The sequence below is a fragment of the Gilliamella apicola genome (assembly GCF_003202915.1).
Taxonomy (GTDB): domain Bacteria; phylum Pseudomonadota; class Gammaproteobacteria; order Enterobacterales; family Orbaceae; genus Gilliamella; species Gilliamella apicola_Q.
Genome location: NZ_QGLP01000009.1, coordinates 59,576 through 80,970, shown reverse-complemented (window position 1 = coordinate 80,970; position 21,395 = coordinate 59,576). Strand labels below are relative to the sequence as shown.

Sequence of the window (21,395 nt, the reverse complement as noted above, 5' to 3'; positions counted from 1 at the left end):
TTATTATTTTTTTATAAAGGCCAGGCTTGCTAGTCTGGCAATTTTATCCCTTCATCACCTCACATTTTAGTCAATCAATTATCGGTAATAAAGTTTATTTAATATACATGACTTACTAATAGGTTTAAAATCATTAAACAAATGTGGTTTTTTAAAGGAATAAATAATGACCAATAGTCTAAATACTACGATTGATGTCAATCAACATCTTTGTTTAGTGCCTGCAAATAATCAATATGCATCAGATATTTATGAAGTTATTGTGGCCAATAGAGAGAACTTTAGCCAATTTATGGCTTGGCCTAAATTTGTAAAAAACCAAGCTGATACCGCTCTATTTTTAGATTCTTGTTGGCTAAAACATCAACAGAATGAGAGCAAAACCTATGTCATTTTATTAAAAGGCCAAGCTATTGGTTTACTCTCTTTTAATCAGATTGATAATAATAATAAAACAGCTTATATCGGTTATTGGTTAGATGGTTCAATGCAAGACAATGGAGTAATGACCGAGGCGCTCAATGCATTAATAAAGCATTATGCTATGCAAAAAATAATTAGACGATTTGTAATTAAGTGTACTGTTTATAACGAGAAAAGTAATGCTTTAGCCAAGCGCTGTGGTTTTAGTTATGAAGGTACATTAAAACAAGCTGAATATATTAATGAAACTTTTCATGATCAAAATATTTATGGTTTGATTGTCGATTAAGTTTAATTATTTGCTGATAAAAAAACCGACCTAAGTCGGTTTTCATTAATAATTTTCTAACAATCAAAATTAACTATTATTTGATCGCAAAATAACCATAGGTGATTAAACCTGAAACAATAATAATTGAAGATATCGCAATCATATATTTGGTTTTAAATTGATATTTCTTCACTTCACCAAGTGAAAGTTCAATATGTTTATTCTTGTTATCAAAATAGTAATAAAGAGGCAGGCCAATCAAGGTTAATACAATTGAGGCAATCCCATTTACAGTCTGATGAACTAACATACCATATATAACATAACCTGCACCTAAAATAGCGACCATAGGAATAACTGGATAACCAATTACTTTATAAGGTCTTGGTGTATCAGCAAATTTTTTCCTAGCGATAATTACCCCAATAAAGGTTAACAAATAGAATACCCAAATGGAAAACATTGAAATTTCAGATAAACGATCAGCATCAAGTAGCGTTGAATAAAGGAATGAAAAAACAACTAAGATTATAATTGCATTCACTGGTGAACGGCTATCGTCATCAATGGTACTTAAGAATTTTGCTCCAATAATGGTTCCTCGCTCTCCCATACTAAAGATGGTTCGAGATAATGTCATTATATAACCATTAATACCACCAAGAATTGAAACCATAATACCAACAGCAACTAAATTACCGCCTAAATGGCCAAACATTCGCTGTGAAGCAACTGCTGATGCATCATGCCCAAGCTTAACCATTTCTTGTACCGGAAATATCTTGAATAGTGCAATATTAATACATGCATAAACAATAACTAAAAATATTATGCCTAAAATAATTGCTTTAGGTAATACTTTTGATGGATTACGAATTTCACCCGCAACGGATGCAACTTGTGCCCAGCCATCATATGCAAATAGCGTTGCCAATATTGCGACTGCAAATGGCGCATAAGTTTCAATACCTTGACCACTAGCACTAAATAGTGCAACTTGCCCATTCCCTTTCCATAATCCAAAAATGGCTAACAACAAGATTGGGACAAGCTTACAAAAAGTAGCAATCGTTTGCAGATATCCTGCTTGCTTTACGCCAATTGAATTAATACAGGCAATAAACCCCAAAACACCAGCACTTACCGCCATACGATAGGCATCATTGATAGCAAATAATAAACAAAATACCGAGCTAAAATAACCGACCAAAGCTCCAACTAAGGATGGCGCAAAAAGTACGGTGATCATCCAACCATAAAGATGAGAAACTTTAGCACCATAAATTTTCTCTAAATAAACTAGCATGCCCCCTGTTTTTGGGAACATAACACCAAGTTCACATAGCGTTAAACCACCACAAATTGAAAAGACACCACCAATAATCCAAGCTAACAAAGCAAAGTTATAATCACCAGCGACTTCTAATACTGCCGGTGGTTTCATAAATGCACCAGCACCTAAGACCATTCCAACAACTAGTGATAATGCAGAAATTAAACCAAGATCTTTCCGCAAATTATTCTCTAAATTGTGTTCAGACATAAATAACCTCTTAAACTGATCAATAAAGCAAAATTTGCCTATGATAGGGCTTTATTTACAAAACACAAGCGAGATTAATTTTAAACTGAAAAAAGCATTCCAATCATTAATGACTGTCAATAAAAAAGTCAGCACAAAGCTGACTTTCAATAAGTTAATTAATCAATAATTACTATTTTTTCTTCATTTTCATATCAATAACCATTCGACCACGAATTTTACCAGCTTTCATTTCGTCAATCATGTCATTGATATCTTCAAGTGGACGTTTTTCAACTAATGGTACCACTTTACCTTCGGCACTAAAACGAAATGCTTCCGCTAAATCTTCTCGAGTACCAACTAATGAACCGAGAACTTGGATGCCATCTAGAACTGTCTTAGGAATACTTAAATCCATTGTTTCAGAAGGTAGACCCAAGGCAACAACGCGACCTAATGGACGTACAGAACCAATAGCCTGATTAAATGCGGTTTTAGTAACCGAAGTTACGACTGCACCATGAACGCCACCACCTGTATGCTCTTTAATATAGGCTCCAACATCAGCTACTTTTTTAGGATTAACCACTAAATCAGCACCCAGTTTTTTACATAACTCTAATTGGCTATCGCTGTTACTAATTGCTACCACTTTATTGTTAAAAACATTTTTACCATATTCGATAGCCAAAGTACCCAGTCCACCAATACCAAATACTGCCAACCATTGACCCGGTTTAGTGTCTGCGACTTTTATGCCTTTATAAGTGGTTACCCCAGCACAAGTCACACTGGTGGCTTGTGCTGGATCTAATCCATCAGGCACTTTTACCGCATAATCAGCTTTAACAATACATTGCTCTGCCATACCACCATCTACGCTATAACCCGAATTTAATGCACTACGACAAAATGTTTCGTTACCAGAAATACAATATTCACAAGTACCACAACCAGCATGGAACCACGCGATACTGACACGATCACCTATTTTTAAGCTTTTTACATCAGGGGCAATTTTAGTCACAATTCCCACACCTTCATGACCAATTACTCGGCCAGGTTTTTTACCGAAATCTCCCGCTGCAACATGAAGATCGGTATGACACAACCCACAATATTCAACCTCAACTAAAGCTTCTCCTGCCTCTAATGGACGAACTGGAATATCTTTAATTTCGACTTGACCATCGCATTCTTGTCTAATAACTGCAGCTTTCATCTGTTTCTCCTAAAATAATTACAATTTGAAAATATAACTGATGTTATTTTAGCCTATTTATTTAGAAAAAATATGCGTTATTTCACATTTATCAATAAAAATGAGAATTATTTTTCATTTTGTACCTATTCGCAGTTTTTAAATTTCAACAACACATAAAAACAGATAATTAATAGTTATAAGGAGCGGTCAATTAACCTCATAACTAAATATATAACTAAAAGTAATATAAATATGCGATATCGGCATTTATCATCTTTACTAAAAATTTTTATAGTTAACTCCTATTTTTTTCAAATTTATTAATATCTAAAATGTGGTGGCAATAATTGTAAGGAGCATGCATGAAATTATTTAATATTAAACAGACATTTATTATAGGACTATTCTCAATTTTGTTGCCCTTTTATTCAATGGCTGATGAAAAAACACCCCAACACGGTGGGACATTAGTCGTTCATTATTCCGGAGAACAAAGAGTGCTCAACCCAGCGTTACGAGCCTCAACTGGTGTTTACGAAGTATCGGGAAAAGTAGTTGAATCATTAGTCGATCTTGATGCAGATAGTCAAGTTGTTCCAGTACTGGCTACCTCATGGACATCATCAGCAGATGGAAAAACAATAACTTTTAAATTACGTGAAGGGGTTAAATGGCATGACGGTAAACCATTCACATCACAAGATGTTAAATATAATGCACTTGAATTTTGGAAAAAAAGATTAAATTTTTCAACAGCATTACAACTTAATCTAACTTCTGTCGATACCCCTGATGACTATACTGTAGTCTTCAATTATTCTCGACCAATGCCATTAGATTTACTATTAAGAGCCTTAGTGGATCTTGGTTATGTGGTTCCCAAACATTTATATGAAGGAACCGATGTATTAAATAATCCTTATAACACAGCGCCTGTTGGCACTGGACCATTCAAGTTCATTGAATATCAACGCGGACAACATATTATCGTTGAACGTAATCCAGATTATTGGCGAAAAGGCTACCCTTATTTGGATAAAATAATCTGGCGCATTATTGACGATAATTCTTCAGCGTCAGCGGCGCTTGAAAGTGGACAAATTGATTTAAGTAGTTACTCAAAACTCAGCCTTGCCGATATTAATCGATTCAAGCAGAACGCAAAATTCGAAGTATTAACAAAAGGTTCTCAAGCAAATATTTTCAATAATACCTTAGAATTTAACTTCCGCAACCCAATCATTGCTAACTTGAATGTCCGCAAAGCAATTGTTCAATCACTCGATATTCCATTCTTTACTGATGATTTTTTATATGGATTTGGCAAACCAGCAACCGGTATTATTCCATCCTCAAACGCTTTTTATCCTAAGGACAGTAAAATTATTTATCCTTTTGATAGAGAAAAAGCTGAACAATTATTAGATGAAGCGGGTTATCAACGAAAAACTGATGGTATACGTTTCAACTTAAAATTAGTCCACATCAATAATGGTGAAGATGTACCACTTTTTGCAACTTTCATCCAACAATCTTTAGCTGAAGTCGGAATTAATGTAGTTATCGTTAATCTTGACACTGCTGGTGCGTTGAATGCCGTTTATAAAGCTCACGATTTTGATATTGCAACGGGTTGGCACCAATATAGAGGCGATCCAGCTGTATCGACAACTGTTTGGTTACGTTCTGGTAGCCCTGATGGTGCTCCTTGGACAAATCAATATGGTTGGAAATCAGAAACCGTTGACCAATTAATCGATAATGCCGCTACTGAAATAGATCCAGTCAAACGTAAAGCGCTTTATGTTCAATTAGTGGATATTGTTAATCGCGAACTACCTCTCTGGTTTGCTACAGAACGTGAATTTATCTCTGTGGTTAGTACCAAAGTTCACAATCATCATAATACTGCACGTTGGCCATCAAGTAGCTGGTTTGATGTATGGATAGAACACTAAGTTAAGGTGAAATGATGTTGCATATTCTCACTCTAGCATTTAGACGACTATTAACCACCATTCCAGCACTGGTGATCATTCTAATAGCGCTATTTTTATTATTACAATTGGCACCTGGCGATACAGTCGATGCTTTGCTTGCCCAAATCGGTGGCGCTGAGTCAAGTGTTATTGATGAAATGCGCCATCATTATGAACTTGATCAATCAACAAGTTCGAGATTAATTAACTATTTATGGCGATTAGTTCATCTGGATTTAGGGCAGTCAGCCATATATAACAAGCCAGTAAGTCATATGATTTTAGAACGTTTACCGGCTACATTATTATTAATGGGTTGCGCTATGCTATTAGCATTTACCTTTGGAACAATTCTTGGCATTTTATCCGCCCAAAAAGTGAACCGTTGGCCAGATACATTAATTTCAATATTAGGACTTATATTCTACTCCACACCATCATTTTGGTTAGCTTTAATGGGAATTGTCGTCTTTTCCATTTATTTGAATTGGCTTCCACCCAGTGGATTTGGCAGTATTGGCGAATCGCTAACCGGTATGGCTGCAATTGTTGATATTGCTTGGTATTTAATTTTACCGACTACAACCTTAGCCTTAGTCTACCTAGCTATCTATTTACGCATTATGCGCGCTTCATTGCTTGAAGTGTCAACCTTAGACTTTGTTAAAACGGCTAAAGCAAAAGGATTGAGTCGTCGCAAAATATTAGTTAATCACATTCTACGTAACGCTATGTTACCAATGATCACTTTAATCGGTTTGCAAGCTGGCACCATGTTAGGTGGTTCAGTTGTTATTGAGACAATCTTTGCTATTCCGGGATTGGGGCGCCTTGCCTATGATTCCGTTGTCCAAAGAGATCTAAATACTTTACTCGGCGTCGTATTTGTTTCAGCAATACTCGTTATCATTATTAATTTTATTGTCGACATGCTTTACGCAAAACTCGATCCACGCATTACAGGACATTAAAGATGGCGATATTAAAAGATTATTTCCGTAGTCCAATCGCAAGAGTTGGCACAATTTTACTACTATTAATTATTTTCATTGCTTTAACTGCCGATTGGTTTTTTCCCGGGAATCCCCTTCGCTTAGCTGGCCGACCATTGCAATGGCCTTTCGTCAATCCTAAATTTATTCTTGGTACCGATCAGGCGGGACGAAATATTGCGGCACAACTTTTTCATGGTGCAAAAGTATCACTTATTATTGGTCTCGTCTCTACTCTAATCGCAATTATTATAGGTGTGGTGATTGGTGCTATCTCGGGATTTTATAGTGGATGGATTGATGACATACTGATGCGCCTGACAGAGGCATTCCAAATTCTACCTAACTTTTTACTATTATTAGTAGGTGTAGCAGTATTTGGTTCAACGATCAATATTGTAATAATTGCAATTGGTGTGGTCTCTTGGCCACCAGTTGCCAGATTAACACGAGCCGAATTTTTATCATTACGCAATCGTGAATTTGTACAGGCAGGAAAAACCATAGGAATGAGCTCAACAAGATTGATGTTTAAAGAGATCTTACCTAATGCACTACCACCAGTAATTATGTATGCCAGTGTTATTTTATCAACCGCGATATTAATGGAAAGCGCGTTGGCCTTTTTGAATCTTTCCGACCCCAATATCTCATCATGGGGGAATCTTGTTGGCAATGGACGGCTAGTATTACGCCAACAATGGTATGTTTCAGCTATTCCCGGCATCGCAATATTATTAACCGTTTTATCGGCTTCATTAGTGGGTCAAGGGATAAACGATGCACTCAATCCGAGGTTAAAAAAACGATGAATCGAAAAAGACTATCTATTAAAAATTTAACTATAACTTTACCTCAGGGTGCCGATCGAAAATATGCGGTTAATGATGTATCACTCGATCTCTATGCTAATGAAATCTTATGTATTGTTGGTGAAAGTGGTTCCGGTAAATCTTTATTGTCTAATGCAATAATGGGATTACTACCTGATGGTGTTACAGCATCTCAAGGTGAGATCGATTTCAATGGTGACAACTTACTCACTTACAATGAGGAACAAATGCGTAAAATTCGTGGTGCGCATATTGGTATGGTTTTTCAAGATCCTATGACGGCACTCAATCCATTAAAAACCATTGGCAAGCAAATTAGTGAAATGTTCACAATACACACTAAATTGAGTAAACAAGAGATTAACCAAAAAGTTATTTCATTATTAACGGATGTGCAAATGCCGAATCCTTTATCGGTGGCTAAAGCTTATCCGCATCAACTTTCTGGCGGTCAACGTCAACGCGCCATGATTGCCATGGCGTTGGCATTAGAACCCGCTATTTTAATTGCTGATGAACCAACAACAGCTTTAGATGTGACAACCCAAGCTTGTATTTTAGCACTGATTCGCGAACTACAATCACGTAAAGGTACTGCGGTATTATTTATTACGCACGATTTTGGTGTGGTTGCCGATATCGCCACTCGCATTGCGGTAATGCAACAAGGAAAGCTAGTCGAACAGGGTTTTGCTAATGAAGTATTAAACGCGCCAACACATCCTTATACTCAAGCGTTAATAGCCGCAGTGCCTCCCCTTACTCCCGGTGATGTTCGTCGGATTAACAAAGAGATTATTCTTGAAGTAAACAACCTATCAAAAACCTATCATAACCATAGTTTTTTCAAGCAAAATCGACGAACGACCTATGCAGTTGATAATGTGAGTTTCAAACTACATAGAGGCAGCACTTTAGGTATTGTAGGAGAGAGCGGTTCAGGCAAATCAACATTAGCCAGATGCATTATTAAATTATTAGAAATAGACAACGGGCAAATCAACTTTGAAAATGTCGATATAGCCAATTTAAAAGGGAAAAAACTTAAACACTATTCACGCCATATTCAGATGGTCTTTCAGGATCCTTATGCGTCATTAAACCCACGTCGAAAAGTCGGCGATCAAGTGACTATCGGACCAATACTTCACGGAATAACGAAACAACAAGCTATAGAGAAAGCAAAAGCGTTATTCAACATGGTGGGATTAGACAGTGAGGCGTTAAACCGTTATCCTCATGAATTCTCAGGTGGACAAAGACAACGAATTGGCCTTGCTCGAGCATTAGCATTAGAGCCGAAAATATTGATTGCTGATGAGCCCGTATCAGCTCTGGATGTTTCAGTGCAAGCACAAGTTCTCGAACTACTAACCCAACTACGTAAACAGCTCGGTTTAACGGTTTTATTTATTACCCATGATCTGCGAGTGGCGGCACAAATTTGTGATCATATAATCGTAATGAAGTCTGGCAAAATCGTTGAGCAAGGTATTGCCTCTCAAGTCTTTCTAAATCCGACTGCGCCTTACACTAAAGATCTTCTTGATGCGGTTCCAGGCAAAGGATGGAACCCACATCGATTAATTGACATGTCTCCCGCTATTCATATTTAAGGAGTGAATATAATGACAACACTTATTCCACAAATTGATCATGTTGTAATAACCGTATCCGATCAGCTCGACGAAGCAAATGCTCAATATCAAAAATTGGGGTTCACAACAACGCCTCGTGGACACCATTCACTTGGAACCAGTAACAATTTAGCAATATTTACCACTACCTATCTTGAGCTTTTGGGTTTCGAGCCCAAAAATGCGGATAAAGTGGATAAAAGTTGGCGTTTTGCTGATGGGCTAACTGGACTGGTGTTCAAAACCAAAAATGCCAATGAACTCTATCAACATCTAGTTAACAATGGCATAAAAGTTGAGGGTGAAGGTCCTCGATCCTTTTTTAGACCTGTCGAATTAAATGATGGTACAAAACCTGAAGCGCGTTTTAGAACCGTTAGATTAGATCCTGCCTATACACCAAATGGACAGATCTTCTTTTGCGATCAACTCACTCCCGAACTCGTTTGGCGTAAAGAGTGGCAAGCGCATCCCAATGGTGTTATCAATATTAATCAGGTCATTATTGAGGCGCAAAATCCCCACGCCTCAATCAAATTATTGGAAAACACCTTCCCATCAGCAAAAATTATCGATATTGACGGAGGAGTACGCCTAAAAGCGGATGACAAATATATTGATTACCTTACACCAAGCGCAACAGAGCGTCTTTTTGGGGCATCATTAAGCAAAGCTAATAATGACCAAGATCGTAAAGTTGCTTTAGGGTTAACGACTAAATCATTAGCACAAACCCAACAAGCGTTAGAAAAAGGGAATATTAGATTTAATTTACAAAATGATAAGCTTATTGTACCTGCCAGCGAAACATATGGTGTTGTTTTGATCTTTAGTCAATTATAAATAGGGACTATTAGTATGAGTAATATTTTATTTATTGGTAGCGGCCATATGTCTGAAGCGATTATTAGAGCACTAATAAAAAACAAAGTCTATAAACCGCAAAATATATTAGTAAACGATATCGTTAAGTCTCGCTTAGACTATTTACAATTAACTTATGGGGTTACACCTTCTGAAAAAATCGTCAATGCAGATATTATTGTGTTAGGGGTTCGACCGCAAGATGCATGGAGTGACATTGTTCAACAATTTAAGACGAATAAAATCATTATCATTTCAATCATCGCTGGCGTGACAATTGCCCAAATAAAAGCATCATTAACCGTTGATATTCCTGTTATTAGAACGATTCCGAATACACTTACTGAAACAGGTTTTGGTTATTCAGGTGTTGCTACTGACGTTAATGATCAGGCGGTGGCAAAACAGAGATCGGTCACACAATTCTTCAACAGCTTTGGTAAGCTTGAATATATTGACGAATCACTGCTTGATATTTTTACCGGTTATGCGGTTGCCGGACCTAATTATATCTATTATTTTTATGAGTCTTTAGTTGATGCTGGGGTTTTAGTTGGCTTGTCGCGCGATATGGCAAAACGCATTGCAATTGAAAATTTACACGGTGCAGCCTGTATGCTTCAATCAAGTCAAAAACATCCAAGACAATTACTGGATATTAATAACTCACCAGCCGGTGTTGGCATTCATAGTTTGTATGAACTAAATAACAGTGACTTCGCAGCGGGATTACAACGAAGTGTTAGAGCGGGAGTAATTCGAACTGTTGAACTAGGGAAAAAACAGTAAATTGCTTAAATCTACTTGTTGAGGAACGTAAGAAACCACGTTCCTCAAACTTTTTTAGTATCTATTAGATTTTAAGAGATATCTTTTGCTACATATTTTTGGAGATTATTATTAATTAATAAAAATAGTCCTATTGATGCACCTAATAAAAATAATCCAACAACGTAAATAGCGGGAGCCATTTTACTAACAAAATCACTAAAAAAGGATATTAATAATGGTGTTAAGCCACCGGCGATGGCATAAGCCATATTAAATGAAAACGACACCCCACTATAACGCACCTCGGTTGGGAATACTTTAACCATAAAATAGGCAAAAGAACCGACGATTCCAACACTAAAACCCGCTAATGAATAAGTGATAAACAGAAGATTCGGGTTATCCAATGATAGATAAAATATAGCAATCATGATAGCGGCAATAGTACAACCAATAACCAGTACTTTGCCCATTGAAAACTTATCCATCATCATGCCGTAAAATGTACAACTAATGATAAGTCCGATGATAGCTAATATATTGCCTTGCAAGGCATCAAACGCTGAAAAACCAAATTGTTTTTGCAATAAAATTGGCGTCATTAACATTATCACCATAATGCCGGCTGATAACACCCAAGTTAGTAACATCGATAAAATAGTTTGCGGTAAATATTGGGTTAGTACAGTAATCACCGGCAATTTTTTAGCTAATTCTTGATTTTTACGTTGCTGAATTTCGAGAAAAATTGGTGTTTCTTTTAACCAACGACGAAGATACATAGCAATTAAACCAAAAATACCACCAATAATAAATGGAACTCGCCAGCCCCACTCATTCATTTGCTCTAACGAGACGCTTTTACTCATTATTGTCGATACTAGTGAACCGAGTAAAATACCTAAACTTAAGCCACTAGTTAAAATGCCACAAGCTAAACCAATTTTATTTTTAGGCACATGTTCAGCAACAAATGTCCATGCCCCCGGAACTTCACCGCCAACGGCAAGCCCTTGGCATAAACGCATCATTAACAATAGTAATGGAGCAAAAATACCGATACTGGCATAAGTAGGTAAACATCCAATAAATAATGTTGGTAACGCCATTAACAAAATACTCAGTGTAAACATTCGTTTGCGGCCAAATATATCACCAAAATGAGCCATCACAATACCACCAAAAGGGCGAATCAAATAGCCTGCCGCAAAAATACCAAAAGTCTGTACTTGACTTAACCATGCAGGCATATCATCAGGAAAAAACAGATGACTAATTGTTATTGAAAAAAAGACAAATATAATAAAATCATAAAACTCCAATGCACCGCCTAATGCAGAAAGCGCTAACGTTTTATAATCCTGATGAGTTAATGTTCGCACATTTGAGGAAATTGCTGAATTTGACATAATCATCCTTGTAAATAATTGTTTACAAACAGTCTAATGATCCGCACTACTATACAGGAACTAACTGTTATTTAAAAGAAAATATCTAAAAATAAATAAAAATCAAATTAGCACTAAATGATTAATATTTGGCCAGATAAAAACCTAAAATGAAAAAATCTTATTAAATGGAGAGTTTTAAAATGGCAACAAAACGCATTTCTCGTGGAAAATTCAACCGTATGCAACAATTATCTAACCAAGATGGTGTAATTGCAGCATTAGCAATCGATCAACGTGGTTCAATGGTAAAAATGATGCAAAATGCCGTTGGGCAAGAGCGTTATCATATTGATATGGTATATGAATTTAAAGAGCTTGTTTCTCAGGAATTAACCAAATATGTTAGTGCCATTTTGCTCGATGAAGAGCTTGGTTTTAAAGGTATGGCAGCCAAAAATAAAAATGCTGGGTTAATTATGTCATATGAAAAAACCGGCTACGATGCCAATACCCCTGGCCGTTTACCCGATATTTTACCTGAAGACTCACTTCAACGTTTATTAAAAAAAGGAGCTGATGCCGCAAAAGTCCTTGTTTATTATAATCCTGATGATCCACAAGATATCTTAGATAAAAAACATGCCTTTTTAGAGCGTTTAGGTAACGAAGCAAGAGCAGCTGATATTCCGGTATTTGTGGAACCGATTGTCTATGATAATGCGATTACTGACGATAAAAGTCCGGAATTTGCCAAAATTAAACCACAAAAAGTGATCAAAACCATTGAAGAATTCACTAAAGATCACTATTACATCGATATCTTAAAAGTAGAAGTGCCAGTGCTATTTAAAAATGTTGAAGGATTTAACGATAATAATCCTGCGGTATATTCACAAAAACAAGCGGCTGATTATTTCAAACAAGCTAGCGATGCGGCCACTCGTCCATTTATCTATCTAAGTGCTGGCGTACCAACCAAAACTTTCCATCAAGAACTTATCTTTGCTGGTGAACATGGTGCTAAATACAGTGGTATTTTAGGTGGTCGGGCAACATGGTTTGAAGGTGTAGCAGCCTATGCTAAAGGTGGTAAAGATAGCTTAAAACGTTGGCTTGATTCGACTGGCCGTGAAAATGTTGAACAACTAAATAAAATTCTAAAACAATATGCAACACCGTGGTATGATGTGTACGGTGGTAAAGATAAGATTGAAATTATTGATCCGGTATTAAGTAATTAGTTATTTTAATTAATAACGAAAGTTTATTAAGAAAAAAGAGTACAGCGTTTTTTTTCCTATTTTAGTTGTACTCTTTTATTTAATCACCTATAGATTATCAGCGATTCACCAGTCCATACTTCTACAGCTATCTGCAACTACACCTATCTGCAATTAGACGGCTTTATCGAAAAATAAATCAACCTTACTTTTTTCAGACATTGATTGTAAATAGTCTTTGATTTTAGCTGGGAATTTAAGTCCTTTAACACAAGTTAAATTGCGCAGTATAGGAAACAAGCAAATATCATCCCAAGATAACGTTCCATTACATGCATTAGAAGACACCACTAATGGCTCTAGCTGATTTAATAAATCCGATACCTTAGCTATTAATGAATCAGTTTGAGCGAGGCAATCGTCAAACGCTCCCAACTTTTTACTCTTGTTAGTGACAAAATTATCAATAGCAGCTTGAGTAGCAAATTCAGCTAAACCAAGTTTTATATAACGAGGACACTCTAACTTATAATCATATTGTTGAAGTTGTTTTATTAATTCGGCAATTTTTGGATTTTTAGGCCCGATTAAAATAGCACTGCCACCATAATTACTATCCACATAAGCAACAATATCCAAACTTTCTGGCATATAACTACCATCTTCTTTTTGTAAGATAGGTACCATTTTTTCATCAATCATGCTTTCTGGTGATTTAGCATCGTCACTTAAAAAAACATGTTGCTCAACAGAAATATTTTTTAACCCAAAAATCATTCTTGCGCGTACACAAAAAGGACAGTGTTCATAGATATACAATTTCATATTCGTCTCCTAAAGCAATCAATGACCCATAACAAAAAGGCCAAGCCTAAAAACAGCACAAAAACCGAACCAACAGCATATAGCGCTTTAACATATCCGATCCTTACTACATTAATAAAAGGATATGGATATTGTTGTGTAATATAACCTCGTATAAAAATATAAATACCATAAACTAACATCGACAAAAACGATCCAACAATGACATTAAAATGAATACGTCGAAATGGTCCCCAAACTAACCAACTTAATATGCCAAGAACCGGGAGAATCACATGTAAACTTTCATTGGCAAACAGTAGTAAGGTATTAGGTGGTTTATGAATTCCCCTTAGGATTAAGTTATAGACTATCGCTGTTATAATTACGCCAACTAAACCATTCAATCGTATTACCTTGAAACAATATCGATTACAGTTCGGATTAAAAGTTAGCCATAAGCAACTAAATGCTAACATTAGATTAGAAAGTACCGTAAAAAAACTGTAGTAAAATATTATTCGCCCAATTGGGGTGATAGGTTGCCACGGTCTAAGCTGGGTATGCCAATAAATATTGGTTTCAAGGCCAATAACCAAAAAAGCGTATAACGCAATGAAAAGATTAATATTTCGTTTTAACATAACTTATCAAAAAAATAACCGATAATTCAGTATATAGTAGGCGATAGGAAAGATACAAAATATTATTCCAACATAAACTAAAATTAATTGTTATTTAATTTGTTCAATAACTCAACATTGCAACATGTATGCGTTTCTATTGCGATAGTCATGTAACAACGACAAGTTATTGTCAGTTAGTATATAATATTAAAAAGTGTTGAAAAAAGAGTTGACCATTGATGTCTGATAAAGATATATCACCGAAAAATAAAATACTAATTGAACAATTTTTAGATTCAATCTGGTTAGAACGAAATCTTGCTGAAAATACTATCGAATCTTATAAACTTGATCTATTTTCATTAAGCCAATCACTACAAGCACAACAAGTTAATTTCCTCACTGCACAATCAACAAATTTACAAGAATTTTTATTGCAACGTGTAAAAGATGGTTATAAAGCAAGTAGCTCTGCTCGTTTACTGAGTGCGACTAAACGTTTTTTCCAGTACTTATATCAAGAAAATTATCGTACTGATGACCCATCAGCTATGTTATCATCACCAAAGTTACCCAAAAAATTACCCAAAGATCTAACCGAGTTGCAGGTTGATGCGCTACTTGAATCGCCAAATATAGATGATCCAATCGAACTACGCGACAAAGCCATGTTAGAAGTACTTTATGCGACAGGATTACGAGTTTCGGAGTTAGTTAATTTAGAAATTAGTGATGTGAGCCTTAGGCAAGGTGTAGTAAGAGTTGTAGGTAAAGGAAACAAGGAGCGTTTAGTTCCTCTGGGGGAAGAGGCTATATATTGGCTTGAATACTATTTCAAATATGCGCGTAGTGACCTTCTAAAGAGTGGGCCAGTCGATGTACTTTTCCCAAGTCGATTGGGTAAAAAAATGACACGACAGACGTTCTGGCATAGAATAAAATATTATGCCATACTAACGGGCATTAATATTGAAGCCCTTTCGCCTCATGTACTTAGACACGCTTTTGCCACCCATTTGCTTAATCATGGTGCCGATTTGCGAGTAGTACAAATGTTACTTGGGCATAGTAGTTTATCAACTACACAAATTTATACGCATGTTGCAACAGAAAGATTGAAACAGCTACACAGCAAGCATCATCCTCGCGCATAGCGGTTTAATAAACTAAGGATAATTGAATGAAAAAATTAGTAATCAGTTTAAGTTTAGCGTTGATCTCAACTTCAGTATTAGCGACTAACGCTGATATTACCAATACAATGGAAAAATTAGGTTTTTCCAGTAAAGAAATTACCATCGAAAATAATCCAGTACAAGGACTAAAAAGTGTTACCACACCAGATGGTATTTTTTACGTCACTGATGATGGTAAATTTTTAACCCAAGGACCAATATATAATCTCGAAGGCAGTGAACCGGTAAATATTGCCAATAGCAATAACTTAAAATTAATGAAATCAATTGAAAAAGATGCCATTGTTTACCAAGCGCCAAATGAAAAATACGTCATCTCTGTTTTTACCGATTACACATGTCATTACTGTAAATTACTACACGAAAATATTAACCAATATTTAGATGCAGGTATTTCAGTTCACTATTTTGCCTTCCCTCGTGCCGGTGCGAATAGTGAAGTAGGCAAAAATATGCAATCTATTTGGAGTGTGGTTGACCGCAAAGCCGCTTTTGAAGATGCTTATAAAGGTAATAAAATTTCGCCAGCTAACAGCATGATCCCTTATGTGACACAACAATTTAATGTTGGTAAAAAATTAGGTATTAGCGGGACACCAGCATTAGTATTAGCAGATGGGCAACTTGTTTCAGGTTATGTTCCCGCTGATAAATTAATTGAAATTTTAAAAAAGAAAGCTAAAAACTAGTATTACATAATTTATAATCATTAAAATACAACAATATGTTAGCGCATTAGCGCTAACATTCATAATATGAAAGCAGATAAAGTAATCCACCGAAAATTACCCGAAAAGTTGCCCGAATTATCAAATGATATTCCGTTATTATTGCAACGCATTTATGCATTACGCGGAATAACGTCTATGCAAGAGTTGGACTATAGCACTCGTAACTTATGTAATTACGACAATCTCGATGGTACCAATACCGCTGTCGACCTTCTCTATTGTGCAATGAAGAACAATCAGCGAATCGTCATTGTCGGAGACTTTGATACTGATGGCGCAACAAGTACCGCATTAACAGTTACAGCGTTAAAAAAAATGGGTTGTCAATTTGTCGATTATATTATTCCAAATCGGTTTGATGATGGATATGGCCTAAGTATCAACGTTGTAAAAAAAGCAATTTTACAAAAAGCGGATCTCATTATTACCGTTGATAACGGGGTTTCGGCTGTTGAGGCGGTCGAATATGCCAAACAAGCAAATTTAACGGTCATTATTACCGACCACCACTTATGCCCAGAACAACTACCCGCGGCGGATGCGATTATCAATCCTAATTTGCCAAACTGCACTTTTCCTTCAAAAAACTTAGCAGGTGTTGGTGTGGCTTTTTATTTTATGTTGGCGTTACGAGCAAAACTGCGTAAAGAAAACTGGTTTGCTAACCATAATTTAGCAGAATATAACATTGCCTGCTTGCTGGACTTAGTTGCACTTGGCACTATTGCCGATGTGGTAAAGCTTGACCTCAATAATCGCATATTGGTACATCAAGGTATTAGCCGTATTCGAGCCGGTTATTGTTGTGAAGGAATCAAAGCATTATTAGATATATCTAGACGAGATCCACTTACGTTGACTTCCACAGATCTTGCCTATTACATAGCTCCAAGACTAAATGCAGCTGGACGAATGGATAGTATGTCGCTTAGTGTGGAATTACTGCTATGTGAAGATTATGATAGTGCCATTAAACAAGCAACCGATCTTGATACTCTTAATCATGATCGGAAATTGATTGAACAAACAATGTATCAAGAAGCGTTATCCTATATTGAACAAATAGAACAGAAAAATTCTACTTTTCCGAACGCATTAGTTGTACATCATTCGCAGTGGCATCAAGGTATTATCGGTATTGTATCGGCACGTTTGAAAGATAAACATTATCGTCCAGTTATATGTTTTGCCTCTACTGAAGATGGATTATTAAAAGGTTCCGGACGATCAATTGAAGGGATTCACTTACGAGACATACTCGATGAACTTAATCAGAGATATCCCGATATTTTAGTTAGCTTTGGTGGGCATGCCATGGCTGCTGGATTAAGTATTCAAGAAAAAGATTTAGATCAATTTAGCGCACTTTTTGAAGCATTGATAACTGAACAACTCGATTTAGATGTACTCGAACAAATCATTGAAACCGATGGTGAAATCGATAATCAAGATTTCAATTACTCAATCGCTAAGCAATTAAAAGAATCCGGCCCTTGGGGCGAAGGGTTTATCGAACCGACATTTGATGGTGAATTTATTATTCATCAACAACGCTTATTTGGCGAGAAGCACCTTAAATTGGTACTCGAACCTAAAAACGGCGGCCCTATAATTGAAGGGATATGTTTTAATGTCAATTTAAACCACTGGCCAGACCATACAATAAAAAATGCAAAAATTGTTTATCAATTAGATGTGAATGAATTTCGTGGTAATCAAACGCTAAACTTAATGATAAGGCATATTTGGCCTATCGCATAAACTATTAAAATCGACTATAATTGAGAGATATCAAAAAACAACATCTATTAACCATAAAAATCTAGCGCGCAAAACAATAGTTTTATCATCAGTAAAATTTATATAATAGTAAGGACAAAAAATGCATATTCATATTCTTGGGATTTGCGGGACATTTATGGGCGGCATTGCATTAATAGCTCGTTCATTAGGCCATAAAGTAACCGGATCAGATAAAAATGTTTACCCACCAATGAGTACGCTGTTACAAAAAGAGCATATTGATATTATCGAAGGGGATGATCCTTCACAATTAACGCCAACGCCAGATCTAGTCATTATTGGCAATGCGCTATCCAGAGGTAATCCTTGTGTTGAATACATTTTAGACAATAATATTCCTTACGTTTCTGCGCCACAATGGCTACACGATAATGTATTAAAAAACCGTTGGGTTATTGCTGTTGCCGGCACTCATGGCAAAACAACAACAGCAGGCATGGTTAACTGGATTTTAGAAAAACAGGGCTACAAACAAGGTTTTGTCATTGGTGGTGTACCGGGTAATTTTGAGTTATCAGCAAGGTTAGGTGAAGGCAATTTTTTCGTTATTGAAGCAGATGAATATGATAGTTCATTCTTTGATAAACGTTCTAAATTTATGCACTATTGCCCCAAAACACTAATTATGAATAATTTGGAATTTGATCATGCTGATATTTTTGATGATCTTAGTTCAATCCAAAAACAGTTCCATCACCTAGTTCGTTTAGTACCAAGTAAAGGATTGATTATTTCACCTCAAGAAGATACCAATATAAAACAAGTATTAGCAAAAGGTTGTTGGAGTGAACAGAGCTTTACAGAATCTGAAGAAGGTTGGTTAGCCAAAAAAATCGCTAATGATGCTAGCAACTTTGCCGTTTATTATAACAATAAAAAAGTGGGTGAAGTTAACTACTCTTTAGTTGGTGAACATAATATGCATAATGCTTTAATGGCTATTGCTGCTGCACACAATGTTGGTATTGAGCCCGTAGATGCGTGTTTAGCTTTAGGATCATTTTTAAATGCTAAAAGACGTTTAGAGCTATACGGAGAAGTTAATAATATTGAAATTTACGATGATTTTGCTCATCATCCAACCGCAATATTAGCAACATTAGAAGCATTGCGCAGTAAAATTGGCGCTAACAGGCGAATTTTAGCGGTATTAGAGCCGCGATCTAATACTATGAAATTAGGGATATCCAAAGACGAACTTGCCCCATCATTAGGTCGAGCGGATGAGATATTTATTTTTCAACCTGAACAACTACCATGGTTAGTTGCTGATGTCGTAGATGCTTGTATCCAACCAGCATATTGGAGCGGCGATATAGACTTATTAGTTGAAATGATAACCAAAGCAGCAAAACCTACCGATGCCATTTTAATTATGAGTAATGGTGGTTTTAATGGAATTCATAATAAAATTTTAGAAAGTTTACAAAAACAGCAATTAAAAGAGCTACTAGATGAAGAACCATTAATCTAATCCATGATTAATTTACCTTTATGATTTTGCCACTTAACGTGGCATCTCATTTACAGTTAGAGGCAGTCTTATGCAATACTTAGTCACCTCATCTGAAATGAAGCATTATGATGCTTATACTTCAAATACAATAGGCTTACCTTCACTAGTATTAATGGAACGGGCTGCGTTAGCTGTAGTAAATCAACTCAATATCAATGGCTATAATTTAAACAAAGTCGCGGTAGTATGTGGCTATGGTAATAATGGTGGTGATGGTATTGCTGTCGCTCGCTTACTTAAATTGCAGCATATTGATGTTGATGTATACTTGATTGGTGAAGCAGAAAATGTATCTGACGAAACTTCACAACAAATTAAAATAGCTCAAAATTATAATATTAAATTTATTACGTCTTTGGCCGAATCGTTTAGCCAATATACGACTATTGTTGATGCTATTTTTGGTATAGGGCTTAATCGCTTTGTTACCGGTGATTTTCTTCACACGATCGAACGAATAAATCACAGCAATGTCGATGTGCTTGCTATTGATATTCCTTCGGGACTTTGCTGCGATACAGGTAAAATTCTTGGTACGGCGATTAAAGCAAAACAAACAGTAACTTTTGCCTATTCAAAAATAGGTTTATCACTTTATCCGGGCGTTGAATTGGCTGGCGAAGTCATTATTGCCGACATAGGTATCTATGCAACTAGTCCAGCAAGTCATTACACTTACCAATCCAGTGAATTACCTCAATTATTGCCGCGCAGATTAAATAACAGTCATAAAGGTAATCATGGCAAAGTGTTAGTTATTGCCGGTTCAGAAAATATGTCAGGAGCTGCCTACTTTGCAGCGAAAGCTGCTTATAAAACCGGAGCTGGATTAGTACGTATTTACACACCAATATCCAATCGGGATATCTTATTAACCCAACTACCTGAACTATTACTCACGCCATTTATTGTCAATAATATTGATACCAAAATACTTAAAGAACTTATCGATTGGGCGTCTGTCATTGTTATTGGACCAGGAATGGGACTATCCGATGATACTCACAAAATCTTATCGCATGTATTAAAACATGCAACGGTTCCTATAATCATTGATGCAGATGGAATTAATGTTTTAGCACAAAATATAAAATTATTGCAACTAGTACAATCAACGATTATTGTCACTCCGCATTTGGGTGAAATGGCAAGATTAATTAATCAACCAATTGAAAAAATAAAAGATAATCTAATTCCTACTGCTAAAAAATTTGCACAAGACTATCGACTAATCTGCGTATTAAAAGATGCCAAAACGATTGTCGCTATGCCTGAACAAGCTACTTATATTAATCAAACTGGTAATAGTGGTATGGCAACCGGCGGTAGCGGAGATGTGTTAACTGGGGTTATGGCAGGGCTTATCGCTCAACATTTACCACCAACTACGGCTGCTTCAGTAAGTGTTTACTTACATGGGCTAGCTGGTGATGCATCTCTAAAAAAACAAAATAAATATAGTTTATTAGCCAGTGATATCATTGATAGTCTCAACCAAGTATTATCTGTATAGCTATAAAAATAACCATAATTTTGTATATCGAGTAAGGGTTTATAATCAAGGAAGATGATAATAAGATTATGTCGCCGAATACAAAATCGGCGAATT

At 36.1% G+C, this 21,395-nt stretch carries 18 protein-coding genes; 13 read left to right on the top strand and 5 right to left on the bottom strand.

The annotated features are described in order from the left end of the window. The first annotated feature begins 166 nt into the window (after nt 1–166). Nucleotides 167–712, top strand: a complete 546-nt coding sequence (gene rimL, locus DKK79_RS13035) for a 50S ribosomal protein L7/L12-serine acetyltransferase (RefSeq protein WP_110424447.1) — start codon at nt 167–169, stop codon at nt 710–712. A gap of 76 nt (nt 713–788) precedes the next feature. On the opposite strand, the gene DKK79_RS13030 is transcribed toward rimL, so the two are convergent. Together DKK79_RS13030 and adhP are read right to left on the bottom strand one after the other, a co-directional pair. After that, nucleotides 789–2,237, bottom strand: coding sequence for an APC family permease (locus DKK79_RS13030; protein ID WP_110424446.1), 1,449 nt, complete (start codon nt 2,235–2,237; stop codon nt 789–791). 172 nt (nt 2,238–2,409) lie between these two features. After that, nucleotides 2,410–3,441: an alcohol dehydrogenase AdhP gene (gene adhP / locus DKK79_RS13025; protein WP_034884452.1), complete on the bottom strand. Its 1,032-nt coding sequence runs from the start codon at nt 3,439–3,441 to the stop codon at nt 2,410–2,412. 344 nt (nt 3,442–3,785) lie between these two features. On the opposite strand from adhP, the gene DKK79_RS13020 reads away from it, so the two are divergent. The 6 genes from DKK79_RS13020 to DKK79_RS12995 are packed head-to-tail and all read left to right on the top strand — an operon-like array spanning nt 3,786 to nt 10,517. Next, nucleotides 3,786–5,381: an ABC transporter substrate-binding protein gene (locus tag DKK79_RS13020; RefSeq protein WP_110424445.1), complete on the top strand. Its 1,596-nt coding sequence runs from the start codon at nt 3,786–3,788 to the stop codon at nt 5,379–5,381. Nucleotides 5,382–5,398: 17 nt separating this feature from the next. Further along, complete coding sequence (locus tag DKK79_RS13015) at nt 5,399–6,373, top strand: ABC transporter permease (RefSeq protein WP_110424475.1); 975 nt, start codon at nt 5,399–5,401, stop codon at nt 6,371–6,373. Nucleotides 6,374–6,375: 2 nt separating this feature from the next. After that, the gene (locus tag DKK79_RS13010) at nt 6,376–7,206 is read left to right on the top strand and encodes an ABC transporter permease (protein ID WP_110424444.1); all 831 of its coding nucleotides are present in this window, start codon (nt 6,376–6,378) and stop codon (nt 7,204–7,206) included. After that, nucleotides 7,203–8,843 (top strand): ABC transporter ATP-binding protein, encoded by a 1,641-nt coding sequence (locus tag DKK79_RS13005; protein ID WP_110424443.1) that lies wholly within the window; start codon nt 7,203–7,205, stop codon nt 8,841–8,843. The genes DKK79_RS13010 and DKK79_RS13005 overlap by 4 nt, the downstream gene beginning before the upstream one ends. Before the next feature lie 12 nt (nt 8,844–8,855). Continuing rightward, complete coding sequence (locus DKK79_RS13000) at nt 8,856–9,707, top strand: VOC family protein (RefSeq protein ID WP_110424442.1); 852 nt, start codon at nt 8,856–8,858, stop codon at nt 9,705–9,707. Between the two features lie 15 nt (nt 9,708–9,722). Next, nucleotides 9,723–10,517, top strand: a complete 795-nt coding sequence (locus tag DKK79_RS12995; RefSeq protein WP_110424441.1) for a pyrroline-5-carboxylate reductase family protein — start codon at nt 9,723–9,725, stop codon at nt 10,515–10,517. Between the two features lie 71 nt (nt 10,518–10,588). On the opposite strand, the gene DKK79_RS12990 is transcribed toward DKK79_RS12995, so the two are convergent. Then, the gene (locus tag DKK79_RS12990) at nt 10,589–11,908 is read right to left on the bottom strand and encodes an MFS transporter (protein WP_220019284.1); all 1,320 of its coding nucleotides are present in this window, start codon (nt 11,906–11,908) and stop codon (nt 10,589–10,591) included. Nucleotides 11,909–12,090: 182 nt separating this feature from the next. Here DKK79_RS12990 and DKK79_RS12985 point away from each other — a divergent pair, with 182 nt between their 5' ends. Further along, nucleotides 12,091–13,131, top strand: coding sequence for a tagatose 1,6-diphosphate aldolase (locus DKK79_RS12985; RefSeq protein WP_110424439.1), 1,041 nt, complete (start codon nt 12,091–12,093; stop codon nt 13,129–13,131). Between the two features lie 153 nt (nt 13,132–13,284). On the opposite strand, the gene grxB is transcribed toward DKK79_RS12985, so the two are convergent. Together grxB and DKK79_RS12975 are read right to left on the bottom strand one after the other, a co-directional pair. After that, nucleotides 13,285–13,935, bottom strand: coding sequence for a glutaredoxin 2 (gene grxB, locus DKK79_RS12980; protein ID WP_110424438.1), 651 nt, complete (start codon nt 13,933–13,935; stop codon nt 13,285–13,287). Beyond that, nucleotides 13,932–14,558 carry a Pr6Pr family membrane protein gene (locus DKK79_RS12975; protein WP_110424437.1) on the bottom strand — a complete coding sequence of 209 codons (627 nt, stop codon included), beginning with the start codon at nt 14,556–14,558 and terminating at the stop codon, nt 13,932–13,934. Before DKK79_RS12975 ends, grxB begins: the two co-directional genes overlap by 4 nt. Before the next feature lie 221 nt (nt 14,559–14,779). Here DKK79_RS12975 and xerD point away from each other — a divergent pair, with 221 nt between their 5' ends. The 5 genes from xerD (at nt 14,780) to DKK79_RS12950 (ending at nt 21,299) form a co-directional block, all read left to right on the top strand. Further along, the gene (gene xerD / locus DKK79_RS12970; RefSeq protein WP_220019283.1) at nt 14,780–15,694 is read left to right on the top strand and encodes a site-specific tyrosine recombinase XerD; all 915 of its coding nucleotides are present in this window, start codon (nt 14,780–14,782) and stop codon (nt 15,692–15,694) included. Nucleotides 15,695–15,720: 26 nt separating this feature from the next. Then, on the top strand, nt 15,721–16,425 hold the full coding sequence (gene dsbC / locus DKK79_RS12965; protein WP_110424436.1) for a bifunctional protein-disulfide isomerase/oxidoreductase DsbC: 705 nt from the start codon (nt 15,721–15,723) through the stop codon (nt 16,423–16,425). A 66-nt stretch (nt 16,426–16,491) separates the two neighbouring features. After that, a complete protein-coding gene (gene recJ / locus DKK79_RS12960; protein ID WP_110424435.1) occupies nt 16,492–18,228 on the top strand; it encodes a single-stranded-DNA-specific exonuclease RecJ in 1,737 nt (578 codons plus the stop codon). A 121-nt stretch (nt 18,229–18,349) separates the two neighbouring features. Then, nucleotides 18,350–19,744, top strand: a complete 1,395-nt coding sequence (mpl, locus tag DKK79_RS12955; RefSeq protein WP_110424434.1) for a UDP-N-acetylmuramate:L-alanyl-gamma-D-glutamyl-meso-diaminopimelate ligase — start codon at nt 18,350–18,352, stop codon at nt 19,742–19,744. Nucleotides 19,745–19,814: 70 nt separating this feature from the next. After that, nucleotides 19,815–21,299, top strand: a complete 1,485-nt coding sequence (locus DKK79_RS12950) for an NAD(P)H-hydrate dehydratase (RefSeq protein WP_110424433.1) — start codon at nt 19,815–19,817, stop codon at nt 21,297–21,299. The last annotated feature ends 96 nt before the right edge of the window (nt 21,300–21,395 follow it).

Bases quoted from the DNA above. Each gene is read 5' to 3' on its own strand.
- DKK79_RS13000 (WP_110424442.1), top strand. From the start codon at position 8,856: ATGACAACACTTATTCCACAAATTGATCATGTTGTAATAACCGTATCC.
- rimL (WP_110424447.1), top strand. From the start codon at position 167: ATGACCAATAGTCTAAATACTACGATTGATGTCAATCAACATCTTTGT.
- grxB (WP_110424438.1), bottom strand. From the start codon at position 13,935: ATGAAATTGTATATCTATGAACACTGTCCTTTTTGTGTACGCGCAAGA.
- DKK79_RS13010 (WP_110424444.1), top strand. From the start codon at position 6,376: ATGGCGATATTAAAAGATTATTTCCGTAGTCCAATCGCAAGAGTTGGC.
- DKK79_RS12990 (WP_220019284.1), bottom strand. From the start codon at position 11,908: ATGTCAAATTCAGCAATTTCCTCAAATGTGCGAACATTAACTCATCAG.
- DKK79_RS13030 (WP_110424446.1), bottom strand. From the start codon at position 2,237: ATGTCTGAACACAATTTAGAGAATAATTTGCGGAAAGATCTTGGTTTA.
- DKK79_RS12985 (WP_110424439.1), top strand. From the start codon at position 12,091: ATGGCAACAAAACGCATTTCTCGTGGAAAATTCAACCGTATGCAACAA.
- DKK79_RS12995 (WP_110424441.1), top strand. From the start codon at position 9,723: ATGAGTAATATTTTATTTATTGGTAGCGGCCATATGTCTGAAGCGATT.
- mpl (WP_110424434.1), top strand. From the start codon at position 18,350: ATGCATATTCATATTCTTGGGATTTGCGGGACATTTATGGGCGGCATT.
- DKK79_RS13020 (WP_110424445.1), top strand. From the start codon at position 3,786: ATGAAATTATTTAATATTAAACAGACATTTATTATAGGACTATTCTCA.
- xerD (WP_220019283.1), top strand. From the start codon at position 14,780: ATGTCTGATAAAGATATATCACCGAAAAATAAAATACTAATTGAACAA.
- DKK79_RS13005 (WP_110424443.1), top strand. From the start codon at position 7,203: ATGAATCGAAAAAGACTATCTATTAAAAATTTAACTATAACTTTACCT.
- adhP (WP_034884452.1), bottom strand. From the start codon at position 3,441: ATGAAAGCTGCAGTTATTAGACAAGAATGCGATGGTCAAGTCGAAATT.
- dsbC (WP_110424436.1), top strand. From the start codon at position 15,721: ATGAAAAAATTAGTAATCAGTTTAAGTTTAGCGTTGATCTCAACTTCA.
- recJ (WP_110424435.1), top strand. From the start codon at position 16,492: ATGAAAGCAGATAAAGTAATCCACCGAAAATTACCCGAAAAGTTGCCC.
- DKK79_RS12975 (WP_110424437.1), bottom strand. From the start codon at position 14,558: ATGTTAAAACGAAATATTAATCTTTTCATTGCGTTATACGCTTTTTTG.
- DKK79_RS12950 (WP_110424433.1), top strand. From the start codon at position 19,815: ATGCAATACTTAGTCACCTCATCTGAAATGAAGCATTATGATGCTTAT.